Source organism: Pseudomonas putida (assembly GCA_041879295.1).
Lineage (GTDB): Bacteria > Pseudomonadota > Gammaproteobacteria > Pseudomonadales > Pseudomonadaceae > Aquipseudomonas > Aquipseudomonas putida_Y.
The window spans coordinates 4,496,124-4,516,715 of the sequence record CP047152.1 but is presented as its reverse complement, the minus strand read 5'-3'; the positions used below and the strand labels follow the sequence as shown (position 1 = coordinate 4,516,715).

The following is a 20,592-nucleotide window of genomic DNA, read 5'->3' as shown; positions in this document are numbered from 1 at the left end:
GGTGGACGAATACCAGCAAACCATCCGCGCCCTGTCCGACCGCATCGTTGCGGCACAGACGCCTATTCGGGTCCTGGACGCGGTGAAGTGGGACGACAACATCCGCCAGGGCTTTCTCAAGGCCAAGGGCAAGGAGCCGCCGGCGGTAGATCGTGCCTACTACCAATCGCGCCCGCTGTCGTTCGACTCCAGCGCTGTCAAGGCCGAGTTCCAGGGCATCGAGCGCGACATCATTCGCCAGCTGGGCCAGTTCAACCCGGTCGGGCAGATCATGAAGCGCATGTGCCGTGAATACCGCATGGTGGTGCGCATGCTTGAAGCGCGCGGTACCGAAGACTTCGGCCTGATCTCCCAAGAGCTGTATGGCGCCGCCTCGGATGCCTTCCACGCCGGTGACCCGACCCTGGCCGACCTTGGGCTGATGCTGTCGGACTACCTGAACAACATCGATGGCCGTGGTGACCTCAAGGATGAGCCAAAGAACCTCACCGCCAAGGAAACCGTGGAGATCCTCCAGCATCGGCTGAACAAAGTGTTCGGCGAGGCCGAGGGAACCATTCGTGTGTTCGAGTCAGACGGCATCGTCGCTGACGCCGCAGCCGGTGCCGACTACATCAAGGTGCGTGCCGATGCCATGTTCAACACCCGCGATGTGCGCGCCCTGGAGGTGCACGAAGGGTTGGTGCATGTCGGGACCACGCTCAATGGCCTGAACCAGCCGATCTGCACCTTCCTGGCCAAGGGCCCGCCCTCGTCGACGGTAACCCAGGAGGGCCTGGCCATCCTCATGGAGGTGATCGCCTTTGCCTCCTACCCCAGCCGCCTGCGCAAGCTCACCAACCGCACCCGAGCCATCCACATGGTCGAGGAGGGCGCAGACTTCATGCAGGTCTACGGTTTTTTCCGCGAGCAGGGCTTCGAGATGGCGCAGAGCTACAGCAACGCCAGCCGGGTGTTCCGCGGGTCGGTGCCCAACGGCTTGCCATTCACCAAGGACTTGTCCTACCTCAAGGGCTTCATCATGGTTTACAACTACATTCAGTTGGCCGTGAAGAAGGGCAAACTGGAACAGATCCCGTTGCTGTTCTGTGGCAAGACCACCTTGGAAGACATGCGCACCCTGCGCCAACTCGTCGAGGAAGGGCTGGTCGAGCCGCCCAAGTACCTGCCCGAACAGTTCCGCGACCTTAACGCGCTGTCGGCCTGGATGTGCTTCTCCAACTTCCTCAACCACCTGAGCCTGGACCGTATTGAAGCCGACTACGCGAACATTCTCTGAGAACTGCCGCCTGCTGGTCCTGGGCCTGGTCCTGCTGAGCCTTGGCGGCTGCAGCAGCCTGCTGTTCTACCCCGAGCGTGGTCAGGCCTTCACCCCTGAGCGGGCCAAGCTGGAATACCGCGACGTCACGCTGACCACTGCTGATGGCATCCGCCTTCACGGTTGGTGGCTGCCGGCCAAGGCCGGGGTCGAAGTCAAGGGTACGGTGCTGCACCTGCACGGCAACGGCGGTAACCTGCCTGGGCACCTGGGGGGTAGCTACTGGCTGCCGGAGCAGGGCTACCAGGTGTTGATGATCGATTACCGCGGCTATGGCTTGTCTCAGGGCCAGCCGAGCCTGCCGGAAGTGTACGAGGACATTGCCGCAGCCATGGCCTGGCTGGAGCAGTCGCCCGAGGTCAGGGGCAAGCCGTTGGTACTGCTGGGGCAGAGCCTGGGCGGTGCCATGGCCATTCATTACCTGGCGGCCCACCCCGAGCAGCGCCAGCGTTTCAGCGCCCTTGTGTTCGATGGTGTGCCGGCCAGTTACCGCGCGGTAGGGCGCTTTGCGCTCAGCACCTCTTGGATGACCTGGCCGTTACAGGTTCCGTTGTCGTGGCTGGTGCCGGACGGCGACAGCGCGATCCACTCGATCGAGCAATTGAGCAGTCCGCCCAAGTTGTTTTTCCACAGCATCGACGACAACCTGGTGCCGATGGACAACGCCATCCGCCTGTATCAGCACGCGCCACCACCGCGGGTGCTGCAACTGACCCGAGGGGGGCACGTGCAGACGTTCGCCGACCCTACCTGGCGCCAGGTGATGCTGCGATTCCTCGATGACCCCAGCCATTTCAACGGCCTGCGGCGGCTAGCCGAAGTGCCCAATTACCCTGACGAGAAGAACAAGCAATGAGTGAAGAACGCAACGCCATCCCGCTGATCCTGACCGGCGTCGGCAGCATCATCGTGACGGTGGGGGCTTTGTGGTATTACGGTTATCTGCATTTTGCCAAGCCTGAAGATGCCCTGCTGCTGCAGGATTTCACCATGCTCAAGACCATCCCCGGCGAGGACTACAAGGTATCGCTGGACCCGGCACCGCAAGTGGCCCAGTGCGTCGATGGGGTGCTGGTGCTGTTCGACACCCAGCAGAAAGGCCTGACCGGCGTGCTGGTGGACAACCGCAAGCGTGCGGTGCGCTGCATGGGCGAGGAAACACCGCAACAGGTGCGGTGAGTGTTCGGCGCAGCATTTTGGGCGCCCGCGAGATCGAGCGCCGCCCGCGCGGCGCATCGCGAGCAAGCTCGCTCCTACATCTGTTTCGGGCCAGTTACGCCTGTGACAGACGCGCGCGACCGCCTTGTTTGTACGACGCGATATCGCGCTATGCACCAAGGCGTTCGCGCGCCAACCCCACAGGCATAATTGGCCCGAAACAAACAGAAAGGCCTGACCGACGTGCTGGTGGACAACCGCAAGCGTGCGGTGCGCTGCATGGGCGAGGAAACACCGCAGCAGGTGCAGTGAGTGTTCGGCGCAGCATTTTTGGCGCCCGCGAGATCGAGCGCCGCCCACGCGGCGCATCGCGAGCAAGCTCGCTCCTACATCTGTTTCGGGCCAGTTACGCCTGTGACAGACGCGCGCGACCGCCTTGTTTGTACGACGCGATAACGCGCTATGCACCAAGGAGTTCGCGCGCCAACCCCACAGGCATAATTGGCCCGAAACAAACAGAAAGGCCTGACCGACGTGCTGGTGGACAACCGCAAGCGTGCGGTGCGCTGCATGGGCGAGGAAACACCGCAGCAGGTGCAGTGAGTGTTCGGCGCAGCATTTTTGGCGCCCGCGAGATCGAGCGCCGCCCGCGCGGCGCATCGCGAGCAAGCTCGCTCCTACATCTGTTTCGGGCCAGTTACGCCTGTGACAGACGCGCGCGACCGCCTTGTTTGTACGACGCGATATCGCGCCATGCGCCAAGGCGTTCGCGCGCAAATCCCACAGGAATAATTGGCCCGAAACAAACGTAGGAGCGAGCATAGCTCGCGATGCGCCGCGCGGGCGGCGCTCGATCTCGCAGGCGCCACAACATTATCGGCGAACAAAGAAAAGCCCCGCCTCAATCGCGGGGCTTGTCCTTTCAGCGTTCCAGCCTTACCGCTGAGCCTGGCTCACCGAGCGTGGTGCCACCGGCTGGTTGTCGTTGGAGATGGTCACCTCCACCCGACGGTTCTGCGCACGCCCCGAGTTGCTCGAGTTGTCCGCTACCGGGTACTCCTTGCCATAGCCTTGCGAAACGATACGCGCCGGATCTACCCCTGCACGTACCAGTGCCATGCGCACGCTGTTGGCACGGCGCTCGGACAGTGTCTGATTGTAGTTGGCCGAGCCGACGCTGTCGGTGTAGCCCTCGACGATCACCTTGCGTTCCGGGTTTTCCTGGAGGAACTGCGCCAGCTTGGTGATGTTCGGGTAAGCGCTGCTCTTGAGTTCGGCTTTGTTGAAGTCGAACAGTACATCGCCGAAGGTCACCAGCGTTCCGCGGTCGGTCTGCTTGGCGTTGAGGCTCTCCTGCAGCTTGGCGATCTGCGCGTCGCGGGCATCCAGCTTGGCCTGGGCGCGCTGGGCCGAGGCGTTCTTCAGTTCAGCTTCGGCGGTGCGCAGGGCAATGGTCTGCTTGGCCACTTCGACGCGCTGGTTGGTCAGGTAGGCCAGTTGGTCGACTTTCTTCTCGTCTTCACGGTCCATGTAGGCCTTGTCGGCTTTGTTCAGCCAGTCCTGGGCGTCCTTGGTCTCCAGCGCCGCAACCTTGCTCGCTTGCGGATTGCTCTGCAGAGAAGAGAAGTTGGTGCGGGCCGCTTCCAGGTTGGCATTCGGATCGTGCGAGCAGGCAGCAAGACCGACGCTCAGGGCCAGCAGGGCGGGAATCATGACGTGTTTGCGCATAGTGTTCATCCTTTGATCGTGTGCGAAGGCTAAGGTTGGCGGGGCAGGGTTCACTGAACGCTGCGCAGGCCTTCCTCACGTACGTCCTGAACGCCCTGACGGGCATCCTGCACGGCCTTCTGGGCTTTGGCTGCCTGGGCCTTGCGTTCGGCGAGGCGGGCATCCCATTCGGCCTGTTGGGCCAGGCGCTTGGCCTCGTCGTACTTCTTGTCGTGCATGGCGATTTCGGCTTGCTTGAACTTGTCCTGAGCCGCCTTCATTTCCACGGCGGCGAACTCGGTACCGCCGGCGCTGACGGCGGAGTTCACGGCGGACTGGGTAACGGCATACTGCTCGGTGGGCGGATTGCCCGCACAGCCGGCCAGGACCAGGCTACTGCCCAGTGCCAGCGCGGCCAGCTTGAACCCGCGCACATGAGTGGATGACAGTTTGCTAGTGCGGGTCTTCATGGTGGTCAGTTCCATTGGATCACTCCTGATAACGACGATGTCCGTAGCAGTCCATCGCTCAATCCCTGACAAAACCGCGCGCTTCAGCTCAACGGTGCACGAGGGCAGTGTGCAGGGTTTTAGCGTGATGGCTATTGGCTCCGACTCGGACGTTTTTCGAATAGTTCAGAAAAAAGCGTCGTAATCGGATAACTATTTCTGACTGATCGGTCAGTGCGATTAGTCTGGAACTTTCTCAGGCTGAAGCGGTATTCCGGGCCTTGAGCAGGCCCGGAACGGGGGAGCGGACGGTTACTTGTCGCTGTCGACTGTAGCGTTGCTCAAGTTATGCAGGTGTTGGCGGGACAGGGAGAGAAAGCGCGGCGTAGGACCAACGTCTTCGTAAAGTGGGTCACCCTCTTCGTCAGTGGCGATGACCTGGCGGCCCTGTACATAGGGGAAGCTGGCCTCCAATTCTTCAAGGGCGGCTGCGACCAGTTCGCCGAGCAGTTCTTCGGCCGTGCGTTTGGGGTACATGTCGATCAGCGCGGCCAGGCGCGCCTCGGACTCCAGGTCCAGGTGCAGGACATGGCCCGTACGGCTGAGGGTGCCGGCGGCATTCTGTTCCCAATGCTGGGCGAGTTCACGAATTTTCATGATGACCTCTGTTGACGCCTGGAAAGGCTGCACTGCATGGGAGTGCTGTGCTTTCACTTTAGTTTGGTTTGGCCCATCACGGCTTGCCATCGTCGCCCGGCTGTGGGCACTCTTGGGGGATACCGCCCCCCTGTAGGAGCGGGTTTACCCGCGAACACCGGCAACGCCGGTGCCAGGCACCGCCTTGGGTTATTCACGGGTTAACCCGCGCTTGCACAGGGCGCGCTGAGGCTGATAGGGATGCAACGGAGAGAGCGCCAATGACCGATATCGATGTGCGTTTGCGTGAAGATGTCCATGTGTTGGGCGAACTGCTTGGCGAAACCATTCGCCAGCAGCATGGCGATGCGTTCCTGCAGAAAATCGAGGACATCCGCCACAGTGCCAAGGCCGACCGCCGCGGCCCTGGTGAGCAACTGAGTTCAACCCTGGCGGACTTGGCCGAAGAAGACCTGCTGCCTGTAGCGAGGGCCTTCAACCAGTTCCTCAACCTGGCCAACATGGCCGAGCAGTACCAGTTGATCCGCCGCCGCGACGCTGACCAACCCGAACCTTTCGAAGCGCGGGTACTGCCCGAGCTGCTGGGGCGTCTGAAGCAGGCCGGCCACAGCAACGACGCCCTGGCCCGGCAACTGGCCAAGCTCGATATCCAGTTGGTGCTCACCGCACACCCCACCGAAGTGGCCCGCCGCACGCTGATCCAGAAGTACGACGCGATCGCCGGCCAACTGGCCGCACAGGACCATCGTGACCTGACCCCGGCAGAACGCCAGCAAGTGCGCGAACGCCTGCGCCGGCTGATCGCCGAGGCCTGGCACACCGAAGAAATCCGCCGTACTCGGCCTACGCCGGTAGACGAAGCCAAGTGGGGTTTCGCAGTGATCGAGCATTCGCTGTGGCACGCCATCCCCAGCCACCTGCGCAAGGTCGACAAGGCCCTGCTGGAGGCCACTGGCCTGCGGCTGCCGCTGGAGGCCGCGCCGATCCGCTTTGCCTCGTGGATGGGTGGCGACCGTGATGGCAACCCCAATGTGACGGCTGCCGTCACCCGCGAAGTGCTGCTGTTGGCGCGCTGGATGGCCGCCGACCTGTTCCTGCGCGATATCGACGCACTGGCCGCCGAGCTGTCCATGCAGCAGGCCAGCGACGCCCTGCGCGCACAAGTCGGCGACAGTGCCGAACCTTACCGCGCAGTGCTCAAGCGATTGCGCGACCGCCTGCGTGCGACACGCGCATGGGCGCAGTCGGCCTTGACCAGCAACCAACCGGCCGGTGCCGACGTGCTGGTGGAGAACTGCGAGCTGATCGCGCCGCTGGAGCTGTGCTACCAGTCACTGCACGAATGCGGCATGGGCGTTATCGCTGAAGGCCCGCTGCTTGACTGCTTGCGCCGTGCGGTCACCTTCGGCCTGTTCCTGGGCCGCCTGGACGTGCGCCAGGACGCTGCCCGTCACCGTGATGCGCTGACCGAGATTACCGATTACCTGGGCCTGGGGCGTTACGCCGACTGGGATGAGGAGCAGCGCATCGCGTTCCTCCAGGCCGAGTTGAAAAACCGCCGGCCCCTGCTACCTGCGCATTTCAAGCCGCAAGCGGACACCGCCGAAGTGCTGGCGACCTGCAGGGAAGTGGCCGCTGCACCGGCCGCCTCGCTGGGGTCTTACGTCATCTCCATGGCGGGGGCCGCCTCGGATGTACTGGCGGTACAACTGTTGCTCAAGGAAGCCGGCCTGACCCGCCCCATGCGTGTGGTGCCACTGTTCGAGACCCTGGCCGACCTCGACAACGCCGGCCCGGTCATGCAGCGCCTGCTTGGCCTGCCGGGCTACCGCGCGGGCCTGCGCGGCCCGCAGGAAGTGATGATCGGCTACTCCGATTCGGCCAAGGACGCCGGCACCACGGCTGCTGCCTGGGCGCAGTACCGGGCTCAGGAAAACCTGGTGCGTATCTGTGCCGAGCATCAGGTCGAGCTGCTGCTGTTCCACGGTCGTGGCGGTACGGTCGGGCGAGGCGGTGGCCCGGCCCATGCCGCGATCCTGTCGCAGCCACCGGGTTCGGTAGCGGGGCGTTTCCGCACCACCGAGCAGGGTGAAATGATTCGCTTCAAGTTCGGCCTGCCGGGCATCGCCGAGCAAAACCTCAACCTGTACCTGGCTGCCGTGCTTGAAGCCACGCTGTTGCCACCGCCGCCCCCGCAACCTGCCTGGCGTGAGGTGATGGACCAGTTGGCTGCCGATGGTGTCCAGGCCTACCGCAGCGTGGTACGGGAGAACCCCGATTTCGTCGAGTACTTCCGCCAGTCGACGCCAGAACAGGAGCTGGGGCGCCTGCCGCTGGGCAGCCGCCCGGCCAAGCGCCGCGCCGGGGGTATCGAAAGCCTGCGCGCCATCCCGTGGATCTTCGGCTGGACCCAGACCCGGCTGATGCTGCCGGCCTGGCTGGGCTGGGAAACCGCGCTGACGAACGCCTTGGCCCGGGGGCAGGGTGAGTTGCTGGCGCAGATGCGTGAGCAATGGCCGTTCTTCCGCACTCGCATCGACATGCTGGAAATGGTCCTGGCCAAGGCCGATGCGCAAATTGCCGAGGCCTACGACGAACGTCTGGTGCAACCGCACTTGCTCCCTTTAGGTGCGCACCTGCGCGACCTATTGTCGCAGTCGTGCCAGGTGGTGCTGGGCCTGACCAGGCAGCCGGTGCTACTGGCGCACAGCCCCGAGACACTGGAATTCATTAGCCTGCGCAATACCTATCTGGACCCGTTGCACCGCCTGCAGGCAGAGTTGCTGGCCCGCTCGCGCAGCCGCGAAGCCGCTCTGGACAGCCCGTTGGAGCAGGCCTTGCTGGTGACCGTGGCGGGTATTGCTGCCGGGCTGCGCAACACCGGCTAAGGGCAAGCCCGGGTCATGCCTGGCGAGTGTCATACAGGCCCGGCACAATGTCGGGAAGGGTGGTTGCGCCGGGCGCAACCGCCTGCCCGGTCAGCCGCAAGTGGCGCATTCCTGCAACTTTGGGACGCTTGTCTGGCTGCCGGGCGCTGTGTATCTTGAGCAGCCTTCTGACCGATTTATGGTCATACCCGATTTTCCGGACTTGGCCCTGGTTGCCGAATCCATTGAATTTCATAAAAAAATTTGAGGAGCACAAGATGCGCGTAATTCTGCTGGGAGCTCCCGGGGCCGGTAAAGGTACTCAGGCAAAGTTCATCACCGAAAAGTTCGGTATTCCACAGATCTCCACCGGTGACATGCTGCGTGCCGCCGTCAAGGCCGGTACCCCGCTGGGCCTGGAGCTGAAGAAAGTCATGGATGCCGGCCAGCTGGTCTCCGACGAGTTGATCATCAGCCTGGTGAAGGAGCGCATTGCCCAGCCTGATTGCGCCAACGGCTGCCTGTTCGACGGCTTCCCACGCACCATCCCGCAGGCCGAAGCCATGGTCGCTGCCGGTGTCGACATCGATGCCGTGGTCGAAATTGCCGTGGACGACGAGGAAATCGTTGGCCGCATGGCTGGCCGTCGCGTGCACTTGGCCTCGGGCCGTACCTACCACATTCAGTACAACCCGCCGAAAGTGGAAGGCAAGGACGACGAGACCGGTGAAGACCTGATCCAGCGTGACGACGACAAAGAAGAAACCGTTCGCCATCGCCTGTCGGTCTACCACAGCCAGACCAAGCCGCTGGTGGATTTCTACCAGAAGCTGTCGGCTGCCAATGGCGGCAAGCCGAAGTACAGCCACATCGAAGGTGTCGGCTCGGTTGAAGCCATCACCGCCAAGGTCCTGGCAGCCCTGAGCTGAACCGGCGCCTGACGCACCTCGACAACGGCCCGCTTGCGGGCCGTTGTCGTTTGTAGGCCGCACAGCGGCCCCCTCGGGACACAACGCCGCTGCTGCTCTATACTGCCGCTCTTTTTCATTCGCACCTGGATACCCGTTCGATGACCACCCTGCTGGCCCTGGATACCGCCACCGAAGCCTGTTCCGTCGCGCTGCTGCATGACGGCAAGGTAACCAGCCACTACGAGGTGATCCCGCGCATGCATGCCCAGAAGCTGCTGCCGATGATCAAGCAACTGCTGGCCGACTCTGGCGTGGCACTGAATGCGCTGGATGCCATTGCCTTTGGCCGTGGCCCGGGCGCGTTCACTGGCGTGCGAATTGCCATCGGTGTGGTGCAAGGCCTGGCCTTTGCCCTCGAACGCCCGGTGCTGCCGGTGTCCAACCTGGCCGCACTGGCCCAGGGTGCATTGCGCGAGCATGGCGTGCAGCAGGTGGCAGCGGCCATCGATGCACGCATGGATGAAGTGTACTGGGGTTGCTACCAGGCCACGGCGGGCGAAATGCGCCTGGTCGGCCGTGAAGCCGTGTTACCGCCCGAGCAGGTGGCGCTGCCGGCAGGCAGCAATGGCGAGTGGTTCGGTGCCGGTACCGGATGGGGCTATGCCGAGCGCTTGGCGGTTCAGGTGGCCGCGAGCAACCCTGGCGCCTTGCCCAATGCCCTGGACGTCCTCAGCCTGGCCACCTTCGCCTGGGCGCGCGGCGAGGCAATCGTCGCCGAGCAGGCGCAGCCGGTTTATCTGCGCGATAATGTAGCCACGCCCAAGAAGCACTGAGTGCTGTTCGTCGGTTATCGCCGAACACGCTAAAACCTTTTTCGCGATCTGTGGTCCAGTTATCACTCAAGCATTAGCGACGGAACCCTGATGCTGCTAAATTGCCATCATTGGTCCTGAGTGCTCATGCCATGCGTATCGACGGTTTCTCATCGCAGTCCTACCCGCTCAAGCGCGCCTCGCGCAAAGCAGCGGTGCGTGACCAGGCCATCGACGATGCCGAGGTAATCGAGGAGGCAGAAGCCGCCCCGCAGGAAACCACTGCCCGCCGCCCTGGTGGTGGACTGCCAGCCCGGCAGCAGGACATGGTTTTCCCTCGTGCCCGTGACCGCCGTACCGCCACCGCACTGGCCAGCTACCTGAGCACTGCCGGTTTTACCGACTGGGACATGGAAGTACTGGGGCTCGACCTGTACATTTGATGGATGAATCCGTCACCACTGCCTTACTTTCTCGGTTGCCCGTCGTGGAGCGAAAACGCCTGGCGAGACTACCTGTACCCCGCTGACGCTAACAGTAATCAAATGCTTGGCTTCTACAGTCAGGTCTTCAACGCCGTCGAAGGCAACACCACTTTCTATGCACGTCCCGCGCCCGGGACCATTGCCCGCTGGGCGCAAGTCATGCCCGAGCACTTTCGCTTCACTGCCAAGTTTCCGCGGGATGTCAGCCATGAGGGCGACCTGCGTGACCAGCTTGAGCCTGCCTTCGACTTCACCCGGCTGATGGCCCCGCTGGGCCAGCGCGTATCACCCTACTGGCTGCAGTTGCCGGCCCAGTTCGGCCCGGCGCGCCTGGGTGAGCTCTGTCACTTCCTCGATCAGATCGCCGTGCCGGTGGCTGTGGAAGTGCGCAACCAGGCCTTTTTTGCCAAGGGTGAGGAAGAACGCCTGCTCAATCGCCTGCTGCACGAACGCGGCGTAGAGCGCATCTGCCTCGACCCCCGTGCGTTGTTCAGTTGCACCTCGCGCGACCCTGCCGTGCTGCATGCGCAGTCGAAGAAGCCCAAGGTACCACCCCGTCCGGCAGCCTTCAGCCAGCATCCGCAGGTTCGCTTCATCGGCCATCCGGAACTGGAGGCCAATCAGGCCTTCCTTAGCCCTTGGGTAGAAAAGGTCGCCGCCTGGATTGAAGAAGGCCGCAATCCCTATATCTTCCTGCACACCTCGGACAATCGCCTGGCTGCGGCGCTGGCCCAGCGTTTCCATCAGCGCCTGATGGCGCGCCTGCCTGGCCTGGCACCTTTGCCGGAATTGCCGCGCGCCCCTGAGGTCGAACAATTGGGATTACTCTGACCTTTCCCTGACTGCCGGAGGTTGAACCATGGATGTGCAAACCCTGCGAGCTGAGGCCTTCAAGGCGTTACACGAGCGCGAGGGCGCGTTCGTTATCCCCAACCCGTGGGATGCCGGCTCCGCCAAGTTGCTCGCCAGCCTGGGTTTCGAGGCACTGGCTACCACCAGTGCCGGCTTGGCCTTCAGCCTGGGCCGGCCAGACGCCGAAGGCGCCTTGAGCCTGGACGATACACTGGACAATGCCGGCGAGATCGTCGATGCCACCGCGCTGCCGGTGGCCGCCGATCTGGAAAACGGCTTTGGCGATTTGCCCGAAGACTGTGCCCAGACCATTCTGCGTGCCGCCGAAGTCGGCCTGGTGGGCGGCTCCATCGAAGATGCCAGTGGCCGCAGTGATGCGCCCATCTATGACTTCGGGCTGGCCGTGGAGCGGGTGCGCGCCGCCGTGCAGGCTGCGCGAAGCCTGCCGTTCCCGTTCACCTTGTGTGCCCGGGCAGAAAACCTGCTACACGGGCGCATGGACCTCGACGACACCATCTTGCGCCTGCAAGCCTATGCCGAAGCCGGTGCAGACGTGCTCTACGCCCCGGGGCTGCGTACCGTGGAGGAAGTCCGTGCCGTGGTGCAGGCAGTCGCACCGCGCCCTGTGAATGTGCTGATGGGCACGGCGGGCGTGCCGCTCAACGTCAACCAGTTGCAGGACCTGGGCGTGCGTCGCATCAGCGTCGGCTCCTCGCTGGCCCGTGCTGCACTCGGGGCCTTTCACCGAGCCGCGTTGGAAATTCGCGAAGAGGGCACGTTCGGCTATGGTGAGCAGGCAATGCCGTTTGCCCAGCTGAACGACCTGTTCCGCCGCTGATGCGGGCATTGCTGGCGCTACTGGTCGGCCTGCTGACGGTGGCCGGCCTGGCCTGGTACTTTGGCTGGCGCCTGCCTGCCCTGTGGAACCCCTGGGCGCCGCTGGACGTGCGCCAACCGCCCAACCTGCTGACCCCCTACAAACTGTCACGCTTGCGCGATGACCCAGCGCTGTGCCGGCAGGCGCTGGAAACCAGCCACCTGCGTTACCGGGCACAAGCCGACAGCCCGGCCTCGGCCAACTGCCCGCTGCAGAACGTATGGCGCATCGAGGGCGGCCAGGCGCGGTTGAGCAGCAGTTTTCTGGCCAGTTGCCCGCTGGCGGTGGCCTATGCACTGTTCGAGAACCATGGCTTGCAGCCGGCGGCGCAGGAGGTGTTTGGGCAACCGGTGACGCAGGTGGATCACCTGGGCAGCTTTGCCTGCCGCAATGTCTACCACCGTAAGCAGGGCCGTTTGAGCCAGCACGCCACGGCCAATGCGCTGGACATCAGCGGTTTCCGTCTACAGGACGGCCAGCGGATCGTGCTGGCGCGTGACTGGCAGGCGGGTGGGCAGAAGGCCGAATTCCTGCGTCGGGTGCAGCGGGTGGCTTGCGAGAGCTTCAGCACGGTACTGGGGCCGGATTACAACGCTGCGCACCGCAACCACTTTCACGTGGACATGGGGCGCTGGCAGATCTGTCGTTAGCCTCAGGCGTACGCGCGCACGTTGTTCAGCACCACTGGGCGCGCCCAGTGGATGTCGAACTCCAGGTCATTTTGCTGCTTGGCCAGGGTGGCGTCGTCGAACGGTTCGGGCGCCGGGTCCAGCAGGTTCGTCTCGAACTCGGCAATGGGCAGGAATAGTGACCGTGGCGTGGGGGCAGGGCCGGGCTCGGCAATGGGCTGGCCCTGGCTCATTACCACCGGACGCAGCCAGCTGTTGTTGATGTCGAGCTGGCGCTGCTGCTCGATCAGTTCAATGGCACTGAACGGCTCGGGCGCGGGTGGTAGCAGCTTGGCCTCGAGCTCGGCCTTGGGCAGGAACAGCGGCTCGGGCGGTGCCACCACGGTGTCTTGCACCGGGCAGGCGCGCTGGGCGTCAATCAACGCCAGTGCACGGGCGCCGCCGATGGGTTCACCGCTGTCCTGGTCGTACTGCACGAACGACTGGCTGACGCCGTCTACGGGCTCTTCCTGCTGCTCGGCCATCGCCCGGGCAAAGAAATCCTGCCACAGGTGGCTGACGCCCCCGAGTGCCTGGGTGTTGTGCTGACTGTAGTTGCCGACAGGCGACAAATAGGTCAAGCCGATGGGAAGAGTATCTGACATGGCAGTCGTGCGCGCTGTGCTCTGGCAGAATAGCGGGATATTGCCTGTATCGGCCGTGGCTGCCGATTCATTAAGGGCTTGGTTTGATTTTTCGGGTGTGAACGATGGAAGAGCAAGGCACGGGTATCAGGGTCGAGGCAATGGCAGCTGAGTATGCGCAACAGGCCAGGGCGTGGGCTGAACGCCTGGGCCTGCCGCTGCAGGACGATACCGCCGCCTTCGCGGTGCAGGTGGGCGCCGACGGCTTGCAGATTCAGCAACTGGGCCCGCAGGCGCCCGGGCCGGTGCGTGTGGACTTCGTCGAAGGCCAGGCTGCGCATCGCCGCCAGTTTGGCGGTGGCAACGGGCAGATGATCGCCAAGGCTGTGGGCATTGCCCAAGGTATCCGGCCGCAGGTGCTGGATGCCACGGCGGGGCTGGGCAAGGACGCGTTCGTGCTGGCCAGCCTTGGCTGCCAGATGACCCTGATCGAGCGCCAGCCGCTGATTGCCGCGCTGTTGGAGGACGGCCTGGCGCGGGCGCGAGCGGACGAAGAAGTGGGCCCGATTGTCGGGCGCATGCGCCTGCTGACCGGCAACGCCATCGAGCGCATGCGCGCCTGGGAAGGGGAGGCGCCGCAGGTGATCTACCTCGACCCGATGTTCCCACACCGCGACAAGAGCGCCCTGGTGAAAAAGGAAATGCGCGTGTTCCGGCCCTTGGTGGGCGATGACCTGGATGCACCGGCCCTGCTCGAAGCCGCCCTGGCACTGGCCAGCCACCGGGTGGTGGTTAAGCGGCCGCGCAAGGCGCCAATCATCGACGGGCCGAAGCCCAGCCATAGCCTGGAAGGCAAGTCGAGCCGGTATGACATCTATCCGAAGAAGGCTTTGAAGGGATAGTGTTTTTGCAGGGGAATGTTGCACTGAGTTGAAAAAAATTTTCTCAGTGCACGTATCTATGGCGTAGCTTTGGGCTGCCTTATGGATGTAGGGGTGGAGGGTGGTAGATAGTAGCGCGTCTTACCCTTGTATAATCCAACTGCCATTTCACTGAGCAGTTCCTGCGTAGCTAAATCGTCGGCATGTGCTACTGCTGGTGCTTCGAATGCAGCACTTATTGTGGCGTTGGCTTTCCATATTACCTTTTCATTATATGCGCTGGGGTTGGCGAGTATCTCTTTGTCTACTTCTTTCTGTATGTTCTCGATATGTTCTAAACGTTTTTTAGAGTCAGCCAGGTCTCTATCGGCTAATTTTTTAAGTTCACGATATTTTCTTCTTCCGAAACTGTTTTCCTTGCTAAGCGGTTTCCCGCTGTTGCGTTGGGCCTCCATTCTGTTTAGTTTGGAATACAGCTGACTTCTGTGGATTCCCTTTAATCTTTTTAAGGTTCGCATCAGAAAGTGACCCGAAGGATCGATATTGTTTATTGGCTCACTTTCACAGTATGTATAGGCATTTATTCCCCCTTTTTCAAAGGGGGATAAGTTGTCTGGACTGAAAAAGCGCATCAACGCTGGATTGAAAACTCGGTAACCGCTTCCCAGCATGTAGCCGATCGCCGTGGGTAACCACCATTGTCCCGTAAATCGGGGTAGTGCCAGGCTACCTGCTGCCAAACTGTCTTGGCCATATGGACTGTAAGCGATTGGGCTAAGGCTTTTAGACGCAATGCAGACGGTTGAGTTTTGCGCGTCGGTAGCCAATAAACGTACTTGTGGATTTTGGCTTGATATTTCGCATAGATTTTGGCCGCTGCCGCTGATAACTGCACGGTGATAATCGTGAGTGTGCATCGTGGCAATGTTGCTGCCTTTATAAAAAAGCTGTAGCTTTTCTGATGTCATGGCGAATGTACTCATGCGCAAGGTTGATATAAGCATGCTGGATGAGTGGCGCATCGTATACTGGTAAAAATGCTAGGTATGATTATTGGTTTGACGGACCTATTTAGGGACAGCCCTAGCTGATTGGCTGTACCTGCTCCAAGGAGGAGTGGCCTTCTATCGTGACAGGGCTGCAAGGCAGCCCCGGGATTCCATGATGTCGCGAGTATTGTCGGGCCCGCTTTGCGGCCCTATCGCGACACAAGGCCGCTCCAGGGGATTGCGCATGCCTGATGATAGTGTTTTCAGGGCTGGAACGCCCGCAAGAACACCCCCACCACCTCGCGCACATGCGCCTCGGCTTCATCGCCTTCCAGCGGCCCCGCGCAACCCAGCAGCAACCGGTAATCCGGTGCCCCTTTGACCAGACAGAAGAAGTGCTCCGCCGCCCTCAAGGGGTTGTCGATGCGCAGCAGCCCGCGCTCATGTGCCCCGCGCAGTAGCGCTTCCATGCCAGCGAGCACGCGCTTGGGCCCGGCTTCGTAGAAGTACTCGCCAAAACTCGGGTCCAGGCTGCCCTGGGCCATGATCAGGCGGCTGAGCTTGATCGCTTCGTCACTGCTGATAAGCGCCTGGAAGTTGCGGGCAATGGTCAGCAGCACTTCTTCCACCGGTACCCCCTCGGGATACTCGAACAGCAGGTCAGGCAACTGGATCTGGCAGGTGGCCATGACCGCCGAGCAGAACAGGGTCTGCTTGTCGGTGAAGTGGCTGTACACAGTGAGCTTTGAAACACCTGCCGCCGCAGCGACCGCATCCATGCTGGTGTTGGCGTAGCCAAGGCTGAGGAACAGCGTCTTGGCCGCTTCGAGAATTGCCTCGCGCTTGGCCAGGTCCTTGGGCCGGCCCGGGCCGATGGGTGCGTCGTTGGACATTGTGGTCTGCATCTGGTTGAAGGATCACCATCTTAACGGGTCAGGCGCCATCCGGCGAAAGCCAGGCTGCATTACCTGCTCACCGCACGCTTGAAAAACCCGCGCACACCCTTCCCGGCATCGTTGCGCTGATTTAATATACCCGTCAGTACAAATATTAAATGTGCACTCCGCGAAAGGATTCATCATGTTGCGCCATGCCTTGTCCATCGCTCTGCCCGCCGCTGCTGCCCTGCTTCTGGCGGCATGTGGCCAGGAAGCCGCCCCACCCGCTGCGCCGCGCCCGGCGCTGGTGGTGCAGCCGCAGCCGGCCGAAGCCGCTGCCGACAGTTACCCCGGCGAAGTGCGCGCGCGCTTCGAGCCGGAGCTGGCCTTCCGCATTGGCGGCAAGGTCAGCAAGCGCCTGGTGGAGGAGGGGCAGCGGGTCAAGGCCGACCAGCCGCTGGCCGAGCTGGACCCGCAGGACGTGCGCCTGCAACTTGAAGCCAATCGCGCCCAGCTGGCGGCTGCCGAGGCCAACCTGGCATTGGTGCGCGCCGAGCGCGACCGCTACCAGAAGCTGCTGGAACGGCAGATGGTCAGCCATTCCCTGTACGACAATGCCGAAAACCTCTACCGCGCAGGCCTTGCCCGTCTGAAGCAGGCCAAGGCCGAGTTCGATGTGGCTGGCAACCAGGCCGAATATGCCGTGCTGCGTGCGCCGCAGGCCGGGGTGATCGCCAAGCGCCAGGTTGAAGTGGGCCAGGTGGTCGCCGCCGGGCAGACCGTGTTTACCCTCGCCGCCGATGGCGAGCGAGAAGTGGCCATCGGCCTGCCGGAGCAGCAGTTCGCTCGCTTCGCTGTGGGCCAACCGGTGAGCGTGGAGCTTTGGTCGCACCCGCAGGCGCGTTTCCAGGGGCGCATTCGCGAGCTGTCACCGGCTGCCGACCCGCGTTCGCGCACGTTCGCGGCGCGCGTCGCCTTTACCACGGCCGCCGTTCCGGCTGAGCTGGGCCAGAGCGCCCGGGTGTTTATCGCCAAGGATGGGCTGATCCCGCTGTCGGTACCGCTGTCGGCAGTGACTTCGGAAAACGGTCAGGCCTATGTCTGGCGGGTGAACAAGGAAAGCCGCCTGGAGCGGGCGACGGTGCGGCTGGGGGCGTATGGCAGCGACAGTGTGCCGGTACTCGAAGGCCTGGACCCGGGTGACTGGGTGGTTGCCGCTGGTGGCCATGTACTGCGCGAGGGCCAGGAGGTACGCCCTGTGGACCGCAGCAACCGTGTAGTGAACCTGGCGGCCAAGGAGTAAGTCCCGATGGGTTTCAACCTTTCTGCCTGGGCGCTGCGCAACCGCCAGATCGTCCTGTTCCTGATGATCCTGCTGGCCGCCATTGGCGCCATGTCGTACACCAAGCTTGGCCAGAGCGAGGACCCGCCATTCACCTTCAAGGCCATGGTCATCCGCACCCTGTGGCCGGGCGCCAGCGCCGAAGAAGTGGCGCGGCAGGTGACCGAGCGCATCGAGAAGAAGCTGATGGAAACCGGTGAGTACGAGAGGATTGTCTCATTCTCCCGCCCCGGCGAATCGCAGGTCACCTTCATGGCCCGCGACTCGCTGCATTCCAAGGACATCCCCCAGTTGTGGTACCAGATCCGCAAGAAGGTTGCGGACATTCGCCACACCTTACCGCCGGAGATCCAGGGCCCGTTCTTCAACGACGAGTTCGGCACCACCTTCGGCAATATCTATGCGCTGACTGGCGAAGGCTTTGACTATGCGGTGCTCAAGGACTACGCCGACCGTATCCAGATCCAGCTGCAGCGGGTCAAGGATGTGGGCAAGGTCGAGCTGATCGGCCTGCAGGACGAGAAAGTCTGGATCGAGCTGTCCAACCTCAAGCTGGCCACCCTCGGCGTGCCGCTGGAAGCCGTACAGAAGGCGTTGCAAGAGCAGAACGCGGTGAGCACCGCCGGTTTCTTCGAGACGCCCAGCGAGCGCCTGCATCTGCGGGTGAGCGGGCGTTTCGACAGCGTCGAGCAGATCCGTCAGTTCCCCATTCGCGTGGGTGATCGCACCTTCAGGATTGGCGATGTCGCCGAGGTGCACCGTGGCTTCAACGACCCACCCGCACCACGCATGCGCTTCATGGGCGAGGATGCCATTGGCCTGGCAGTGTCGATGAAAGACGGTGGCGATATCCTTGTTCTGGGCAAGGCCCTGGAAGGCGAGTTCGAGCGCCTGGCGCACAGCCTGCCGGCCGGCATGGAGCTGCGCAAGGTTTCGGATCAACCGGCGGCGGTGAAGGCTGGCGTGGGGGAATTCGTCCAGGTGCTGGTCGAGGCGCTGGTCATTGTGCTGCTGGTGAGCTTCTTCTCGCTGGGTCTGCGCACTGGCCTGGTGGTTGCGCTGGCCATTCCGCTGGTGCTGGCCATGACCTTTGCCGCCATGCATTACTTCGGCATCGGCCTGCACAAGATTTCCCTCGGCGCACTGGTGCTGGCCCTTGGCTTGCTGGTGGACGACGCGATCATTGCCGTGGAGATGATGGCGATCAAGATGGAGCAGGGCTACGACCGCCTCAAGGCAGCAAGCTATGCCTGGACAAGTACGGCCTTCCCGATGCTCACCGGTACGCTGATCACGGCAGCAGGCTTTCTGCCGATTGCCACCGCAGCCTCCAGCACGGGCGAATACACCCGGTCGATCTTCCAGGTGGTGACCATCGCTCTGCTGACCTCGTGGGTGGTGGCTGTGGTGTTCGTGCCTTACCTGGGCGAGCGCCTGCTACCCGACCTGGCCAAGCTGCATGCCGCACGCCATGGCAAGGACGGCCATGCGCCAGACCCCTACGCCACCCCGTTCTACCAGCGTGTGCGACGGCTGGTGGAGTGGTGCGTACGGCGGCGCAAGACGGTGATCCTGCTGACCGTTGCCGCCTTTATCGGCAGCATCCTGCTGTTCCGCTTCGTGCCCCAACAGTTCTTCCCGGCCTCCGGGCGTCCGGAGTTGATGGTTGACCTGAAGCTGGCCGAAGGCGCCTCGCTGGCCAATACCGCCAAGCGGGTCAAGCAGCTGGAGGCGCTGCTCAAGCAGCAGGACGGTATCGACAACTACGTGGCCTATGTGGGCACCGGTTCGCCGCGCTTCTACCTGCCGCTGGACCAGCAACTGCCGGCAGCCAGCTTTGCCCAGTTCGTGGTGCTGGCCAAGTCTATGGAGGACCGCGAGCGCCTGCGCAGTTGGCTGATCAGCACTGTGGACCAGCAGTTCCCCGACCTGCGTGCCCGGGTCACGCGCCTGGAGAATGGCCCGCCCGTGGGCTACCCGGTGCAGTTCCGGGTCACTGGCGAGCATATCGAGAAGGCCCGTGCACTGGCCCGTGAAGTGGCTGACAAAGTGCGCGAGAACCCGCATGTGGTGAACGTGCACCTGGACTGGGAGGAACCCAGCAAGGCGGTGTTCCTCGAAATCGACCAGGACCGCGCCCGGGCGCTGGGTGTGAGCACCGCGCACCTGGCGAGCTTCCTGCAAAGCTCGCTGATCGGCACCACGGTCAGCCAGTACCGCGAGGACAATGAGCTGATCGAGATCCTGCTGCGCGGCACCCTCCAGGAGCGCAGTGACCTGGGCAACCTGGGTAGCCTGGCGTTGCCTACCGACAATGGCCAAAGCGTGGCGCTGTCGCAGGTGGCGACCCTGGAGTACGGCTTTGAAGAAGGCATCATCTGGCACCGCAACCGCTTGCCGACGGTGACCGTGCGTGCCGATATCTACGACCAGGAGCAGCCGGCGACGCTGGTGAAGCAGATTCTGCCGACCTTGCAGGACATCCGCGCCAAGCTGCCCGATGGCTATCTGCTGGAGGTGGGCGGCACAGTGGAGGACTCCGAGCGAGGGCAGAAATCGGTGAATGCCGGTATGCCACTGTTCGTCGTGGTAGTGCTGAGCTTGTTGATGATCCAGCTGCGCAGCTTCTCGCGCACGGTGATGGTGTTCCTCACCGCGCCGCTGGGGCTGATTGGTGTGACCCTGTTCCTGCTGGTGTTCCGCCAGCCGTTTGGCTTTGTCGCCATGCTCGGCACCATTGCCCTGGCGGGGATGATCATGCGCAACTCGGTGATCCTGGTGGACCAGATCGAGCAGGACATCGCAGCGGGGATGGAGCGTTGGCAGGCGATCATCGAGGCTACGGTGCGGCGCTTCCGGCCGATCGTGCTGACCGCGCTGGCGGCGGTGCTGGCCATGATCCCGTTGTCGCGTAGTGTGTTCTATGGACCGATGGCGGTGGCGATCATGGGTGGGCTGATCGTGGCCACGGTGCTTACACTGCTGTTCCTGCCGGCGTTGTATGCGGCGTGGTTCAGGGTGAAGAAGGGCTGAAGACCGCAGGGGGAGGGCTTGGCCCTCCCTTCGCGGGTGAACCCGCTCCTACAGAGGACCGCGCAGGCTTTTCGATCAGTGTAGGAGCGGGTTTACCCGCGAATACGGTAGCGGCAGCAACGGT

Annotated in this window: 19 protein-coding genes; 13 read left to right on the top strand and 6 right to left on the bottom strand. The window is 62.8% G+C overall.

From position 1 onward, the window contains the following. Position 1: 1 nt before the first annotated feature. Genes GST84_20695 through GST84_20685 form a run of 3 tightly spaced genes read left to right on the top strand, consistent with a single transcriptional unit; the run spans position 2 to position 2,497 of the window. Positions 2-1,279: a flavohemoglobin expression-modulating QEGLA motif protein gene (locus GST84_20695; GenBank protein XGB14616.1), complete on the top strand. Its 1,278-nt coding sequence runs from the start codon at positions 2-4 to the stop codon at positions 1,277-1,279. Then, positions 1,251-2,174 carry an alpha/beta fold hydrolase gene (locus GST84_20690; protein XGB14615.1) on the top strand — a complete coding sequence of 308 codons (924 nt, stop codon included), beginning with the start codon at positions 1,251-1,253 and terminating at the stop codon, positions 2,172-2,174. Before GST84_20695 ends, GST84_20690 begins: the two co-directional genes overlap by 29 nt. Then, on the top strand, positions 2,171-2,497 hold the full coding sequence (locus GST84_20685) for a hypothetical protein (protein ID XGB14614.1): 327 nt from the start codon (positions 2,171-2,173) through the stop codon (positions 2,495-2,497). Before GST84_20690 ends, GST84_20685 begins: the two co-directional genes overlap by 4 nt. Positions 2,498-3,412: 915 nt before the next feature. Here GST84_20685 and GST84_20680 read toward each other — a convergent pair. From GST84_20680 to GST84_20670, 3 genes are all read right to left on the bottom strand, one after another. After that, a complete protein-coding gene (locus tag GST84_20680) occupies positions 3,413-4,204 on the bottom strand; it encodes an OmpA family protein (GenBank protein XGB14613.1) in 792 nt (263 codons plus the stop codon). Positions 4,205-4,254: 50 nt separating this feature from the next. Beyond that, positions 4,255-4,668: a DUF4398 domain-containing protein gene (locus tag GST84_20675; GenBank protein XGB14612.1), complete on the bottom strand. Its 414-nt coding sequence runs from the start codon at positions 4,666-4,668 to the stop codon at positions 4,255-4,257. A 276-nt stretch (positions 4,669-4,944) separates the two neighbouring features. Beyond that, entirely contained in the window at positions 4,945-5,289 is a 345-nt protein-coding gene (locus GST84_20670; GenBank protein ID XGB14611.1) for a pilin assembly protein, read from the bottom strand. A 260-nt stretch (positions 5,290-5,549) separates the two neighbouring features. Here GST84_20670 and GST84_20665 point away from each other — a divergent pair, with 260 nt between their 5' ends. The 7 genes from GST84_20665 to GST84_20635 all read left to right on the top strand — a co-directional run bounded on the left by GST84_20665 (position 5,550) and on the right by GST84_20635 (position 12,743). Next, positions 5,550-8,177, top strand: a complete 2,628-nt coding sequence (locus GST84_20665; protein ID XGB14610.1) for a phosphoenolpyruvate carboxylase — start codon at positions 5,550-5,552, stop codon at positions 8,175-8,177. A 257-nt stretch (positions 8,178-8,434) separates the two neighbouring features. Continuing rightward, positions 8,435-9,085, top strand: a complete 651-nt coding sequence (locus GST84_20660) for an adenylate kinase (GenBank protein XGB14609.1) — start codon at positions 8,435-8,437, stop codon at positions 9,083-9,085. A gap of 140 nt (positions 9,086-9,225) precedes the next feature. Further along, positions 9,226-9,900 carry a tRNA (adenosine(37)-N6)-threonylcarbamoyltransferase complex dimerization subunit type 1 TsaB gene (gene tsaB, locus GST84_20655; protein XGB14608.1) on the top strand — a complete coding sequence of 225 codons (675 nt, stop codon included), beginning with the start codon at positions 9,226-9,228 and terminating at the stop codon, positions 9,898-9,900. A 131-nt stretch (positions 9,901-10,031) separates the two neighbouring features. Next, positions 10,032-10,322 carry a hypothetical protein gene (locus tag GST84_20650; GenBank protein ID XGB14607.1) on the top strand — a complete coding sequence of 97 codons (291 nt, stop codon included), beginning with the start codon at positions 10,032-10,034 and terminating at the stop codon, positions 10,320-10,322. A gap of 3 nt (positions 10,323-10,325) precedes the next feature. Then, a complete protein-coding gene (locus GST84_20645; protein XGB14606.1) occupies positions 10,326-11,195 on the top strand; it encodes a DUF72 domain-containing protein in 870 nt (289 codons plus the stop codon). A 28-nt stretch (positions 11,196-11,223) separates the two neighbouring features. Further along, entirely contained in the window at positions 11,224-12,054 is an 831-nt protein-coding gene (locus tag GST84_20640; protein ID XGB14605.1) for an isocitrate lyase/phosphoenolpyruvate mutase family protein, read from the top strand. Further along, the gene (locus tag GST84_20635; protein ID XGB14604.1) at positions 12,054-12,743 is read left to right on the top strand and encodes an extensin; all 690 of its coding nucleotides are present in this window, start codon (positions 12,054-12,056) and stop codon (positions 12,741-12,743) included. The genes GST84_20640 and GST84_20635 overlap by 1 nt, the downstream gene beginning before the upstream one ends. A 2-nt stretch (positions 12,744-12,745) precedes the next feature. Here GST84_20635 and GST84_20630 read toward each other — a convergent pair whose 3' ends face one another. After that, positions 12,746-13,366 carry an energy transducer TonB gene (locus tag GST84_20630; protein XGB14603.1) on the bottom strand — a complete coding sequence of 207 codons (621 nt, stop codon included), beginning with the start codon at positions 13,364-13,366 and terminating at the stop codon, positions 12,746-12,748. A 104-nt stretch (positions 13,367-13,470) separates the two neighbouring features. On the opposite strand from GST84_20630, the gene GST84_20625 reads away from it, so the two are divergent. After that, positions 13,471-14,247 (top strand): class I SAM-dependent methyltransferase, encoded by a 777-nt coding sequence (locus tag GST84_20625; GenBank protein ID XGB14602.1) that lies wholly within the window; start codon positions 13,471-13,473, stop codon positions 14,245-14,247. A 56-nt stretch (positions 14,248-14,303) separates the two neighbouring features. Here GST84_20625 and GST84_20620 read toward each other — a convergent pair whose 3' ends face one another. Next, the gene (locus GST84_20620) at positions 14,304-15,194 is read right to left on the bottom strand and encodes a hypothetical protein (protein XGB14601.1); all 891 of its coding nucleotides are present in this window, start codon (positions 15,192-15,194) and stop codon (positions 14,304-14,306) included. Positions 15,195-15,478: 284 nt separating this feature from the next. Next, positions 15,479-16,120: a TetR family transcriptional regulator gene (locus GST84_20615; protein ID XGB14600.1), complete on the bottom strand. Its 642-nt coding sequence runs from the start codon at positions 16,118-16,120 to the stop codon at positions 15,479-15,481. A 175-nt stretch (positions 16,121-16,295) separates the two neighbouring features. On the opposite strand from GST84_20615, the gene GST84_20610 reads away from it, so the two are divergent. Beyond that, entirely contained in the window at positions 16,296-17,396 is a 1,101-nt protein-coding gene (locus tag GST84_20610; protein ID XGB14599.1) for an efflux RND transporter periplasmic adaptor subunit, read from the top strand. Positions 17,397-17,402: 6 nt separating this feature from the next. Continuing rightward, entirely contained in the window at positions 17,403-20,468 is a 3,066-nt protein-coding gene (locus tag GST84_20605; GenBank protein XGB14598.1) for an AcrB/AcrD/AcrF family protein, read from the top strand. Positions 20,469-20,592: the final 124 nt, after the last annotated feature.

Coding starts and splice junctions, on each gene's coding strand:
- GST84_20685 (XGB14614.1), top strand. CDS start 2,171: ATGAGTGAAGAACGCAACGCCATCCCGCTGATCCTGACCGGCGTCGGC.
- GST84_20680 (XGB14613.1), bottom strand. CDS start 4,204: ATGCGCAAACACGTCATGATTCCCGCCCTGCTGGCCCTGAGCGTCGGT.
- GST84_20675 (XGB14612.1), bottom strand. CDS start 4,668: ATGGAACTGACCACCATGAAGACCCGCACTAGCAAACTGTCATCCACT.
- GST84_20670 (XGB14611.1), bottom strand. CDS start 5,289: ATGAAAATTCGTGAACTCGCCCAGCATTGGGAACAGAATGCCGCCGGC.
- GST84_20665 (XGB14610.1), top strand. CDS start 5,550: ATGACCGATATCGATGTGCGTTTGCGTGAAGATGTCCATGTGTTGGGC.
- GST84_20660 (XGB14609.1), top strand. CDS start 8,435: ATGCGCGTAATTCTGCTGGGAGCTCCCGGGGCCGGTAAAGGTACTCAG.
- tsaB (XGB14608.1), top strand. CDS start 9,226: ATGACCACCCTGCTGGCCCTGGATACCGCCACCGAAGCCTGTTCCGTC.
- GST84_20650 (XGB14607.1), top strand. CDS start 10,032: ATGCGTATCGACGGTTTCTCATCGCAGTCCTACCCGCTCAAGCGCGCC.
- GST84_20645 (XGB14606.1), top strand. CDS start 10,326: ATGAATCCGTCACCACTGCCTTACTTTCTCGGTTGCCCGTCGTGGAGC.
- GST84_20640 (XGB14605.1), top strand. CDS start 11,224: ATGGATGTGCAAACCCTGCGAGCTGAGGCCTTCAAGGCGTTACACGAG.
- GST84_20635 (XGB14604.1), top strand. CDS start 12,054: ATGCGGGCATTGCTGGCGCTACTGGTCGGCCTGCTGACGGTGGCCGGC.
- GST84_20630 (XGB14603.1), bottom strand. CDS start 13,366: ATGTCAGATACTCTTCCCATCGGCTTGACCTATTTGTCGCCTGTCGGC.
- GST84_20625 (XGB14602.1), top strand. CDS start 13,471: ATGGAAGAGCAAGGCACGGGTATCAGGGTCGAGGCAATGGCAGCTGAG.
- GST84_20620 (XGB14601.1), bottom strand. CDS start 15,194: ATGACATCAGAAAAGCTACAGCTTTTTTATAAAGGCAGCAACATTGCC.
- GST84_20615 (XGB14600.1), bottom strand. CDS start 16,120: ATGCAGACCACAATGTCCAACGACGCACCCATCGGCCCGGGCCGGCCC.
- GST84_20610 (XGB14599.1), top strand. CDS start 16,296: ATGTTGCGCCATGCCTTGTCCATCGCTCTGCCCGCCGCTGCTGCCCTG.
- GST84_20605 (XGB14598.1), top strand. CDS start 17,403: ATGGGTTTCAACCTTTCTGCCTGGGCGCTGCGCAACCGCCAGATCGTC.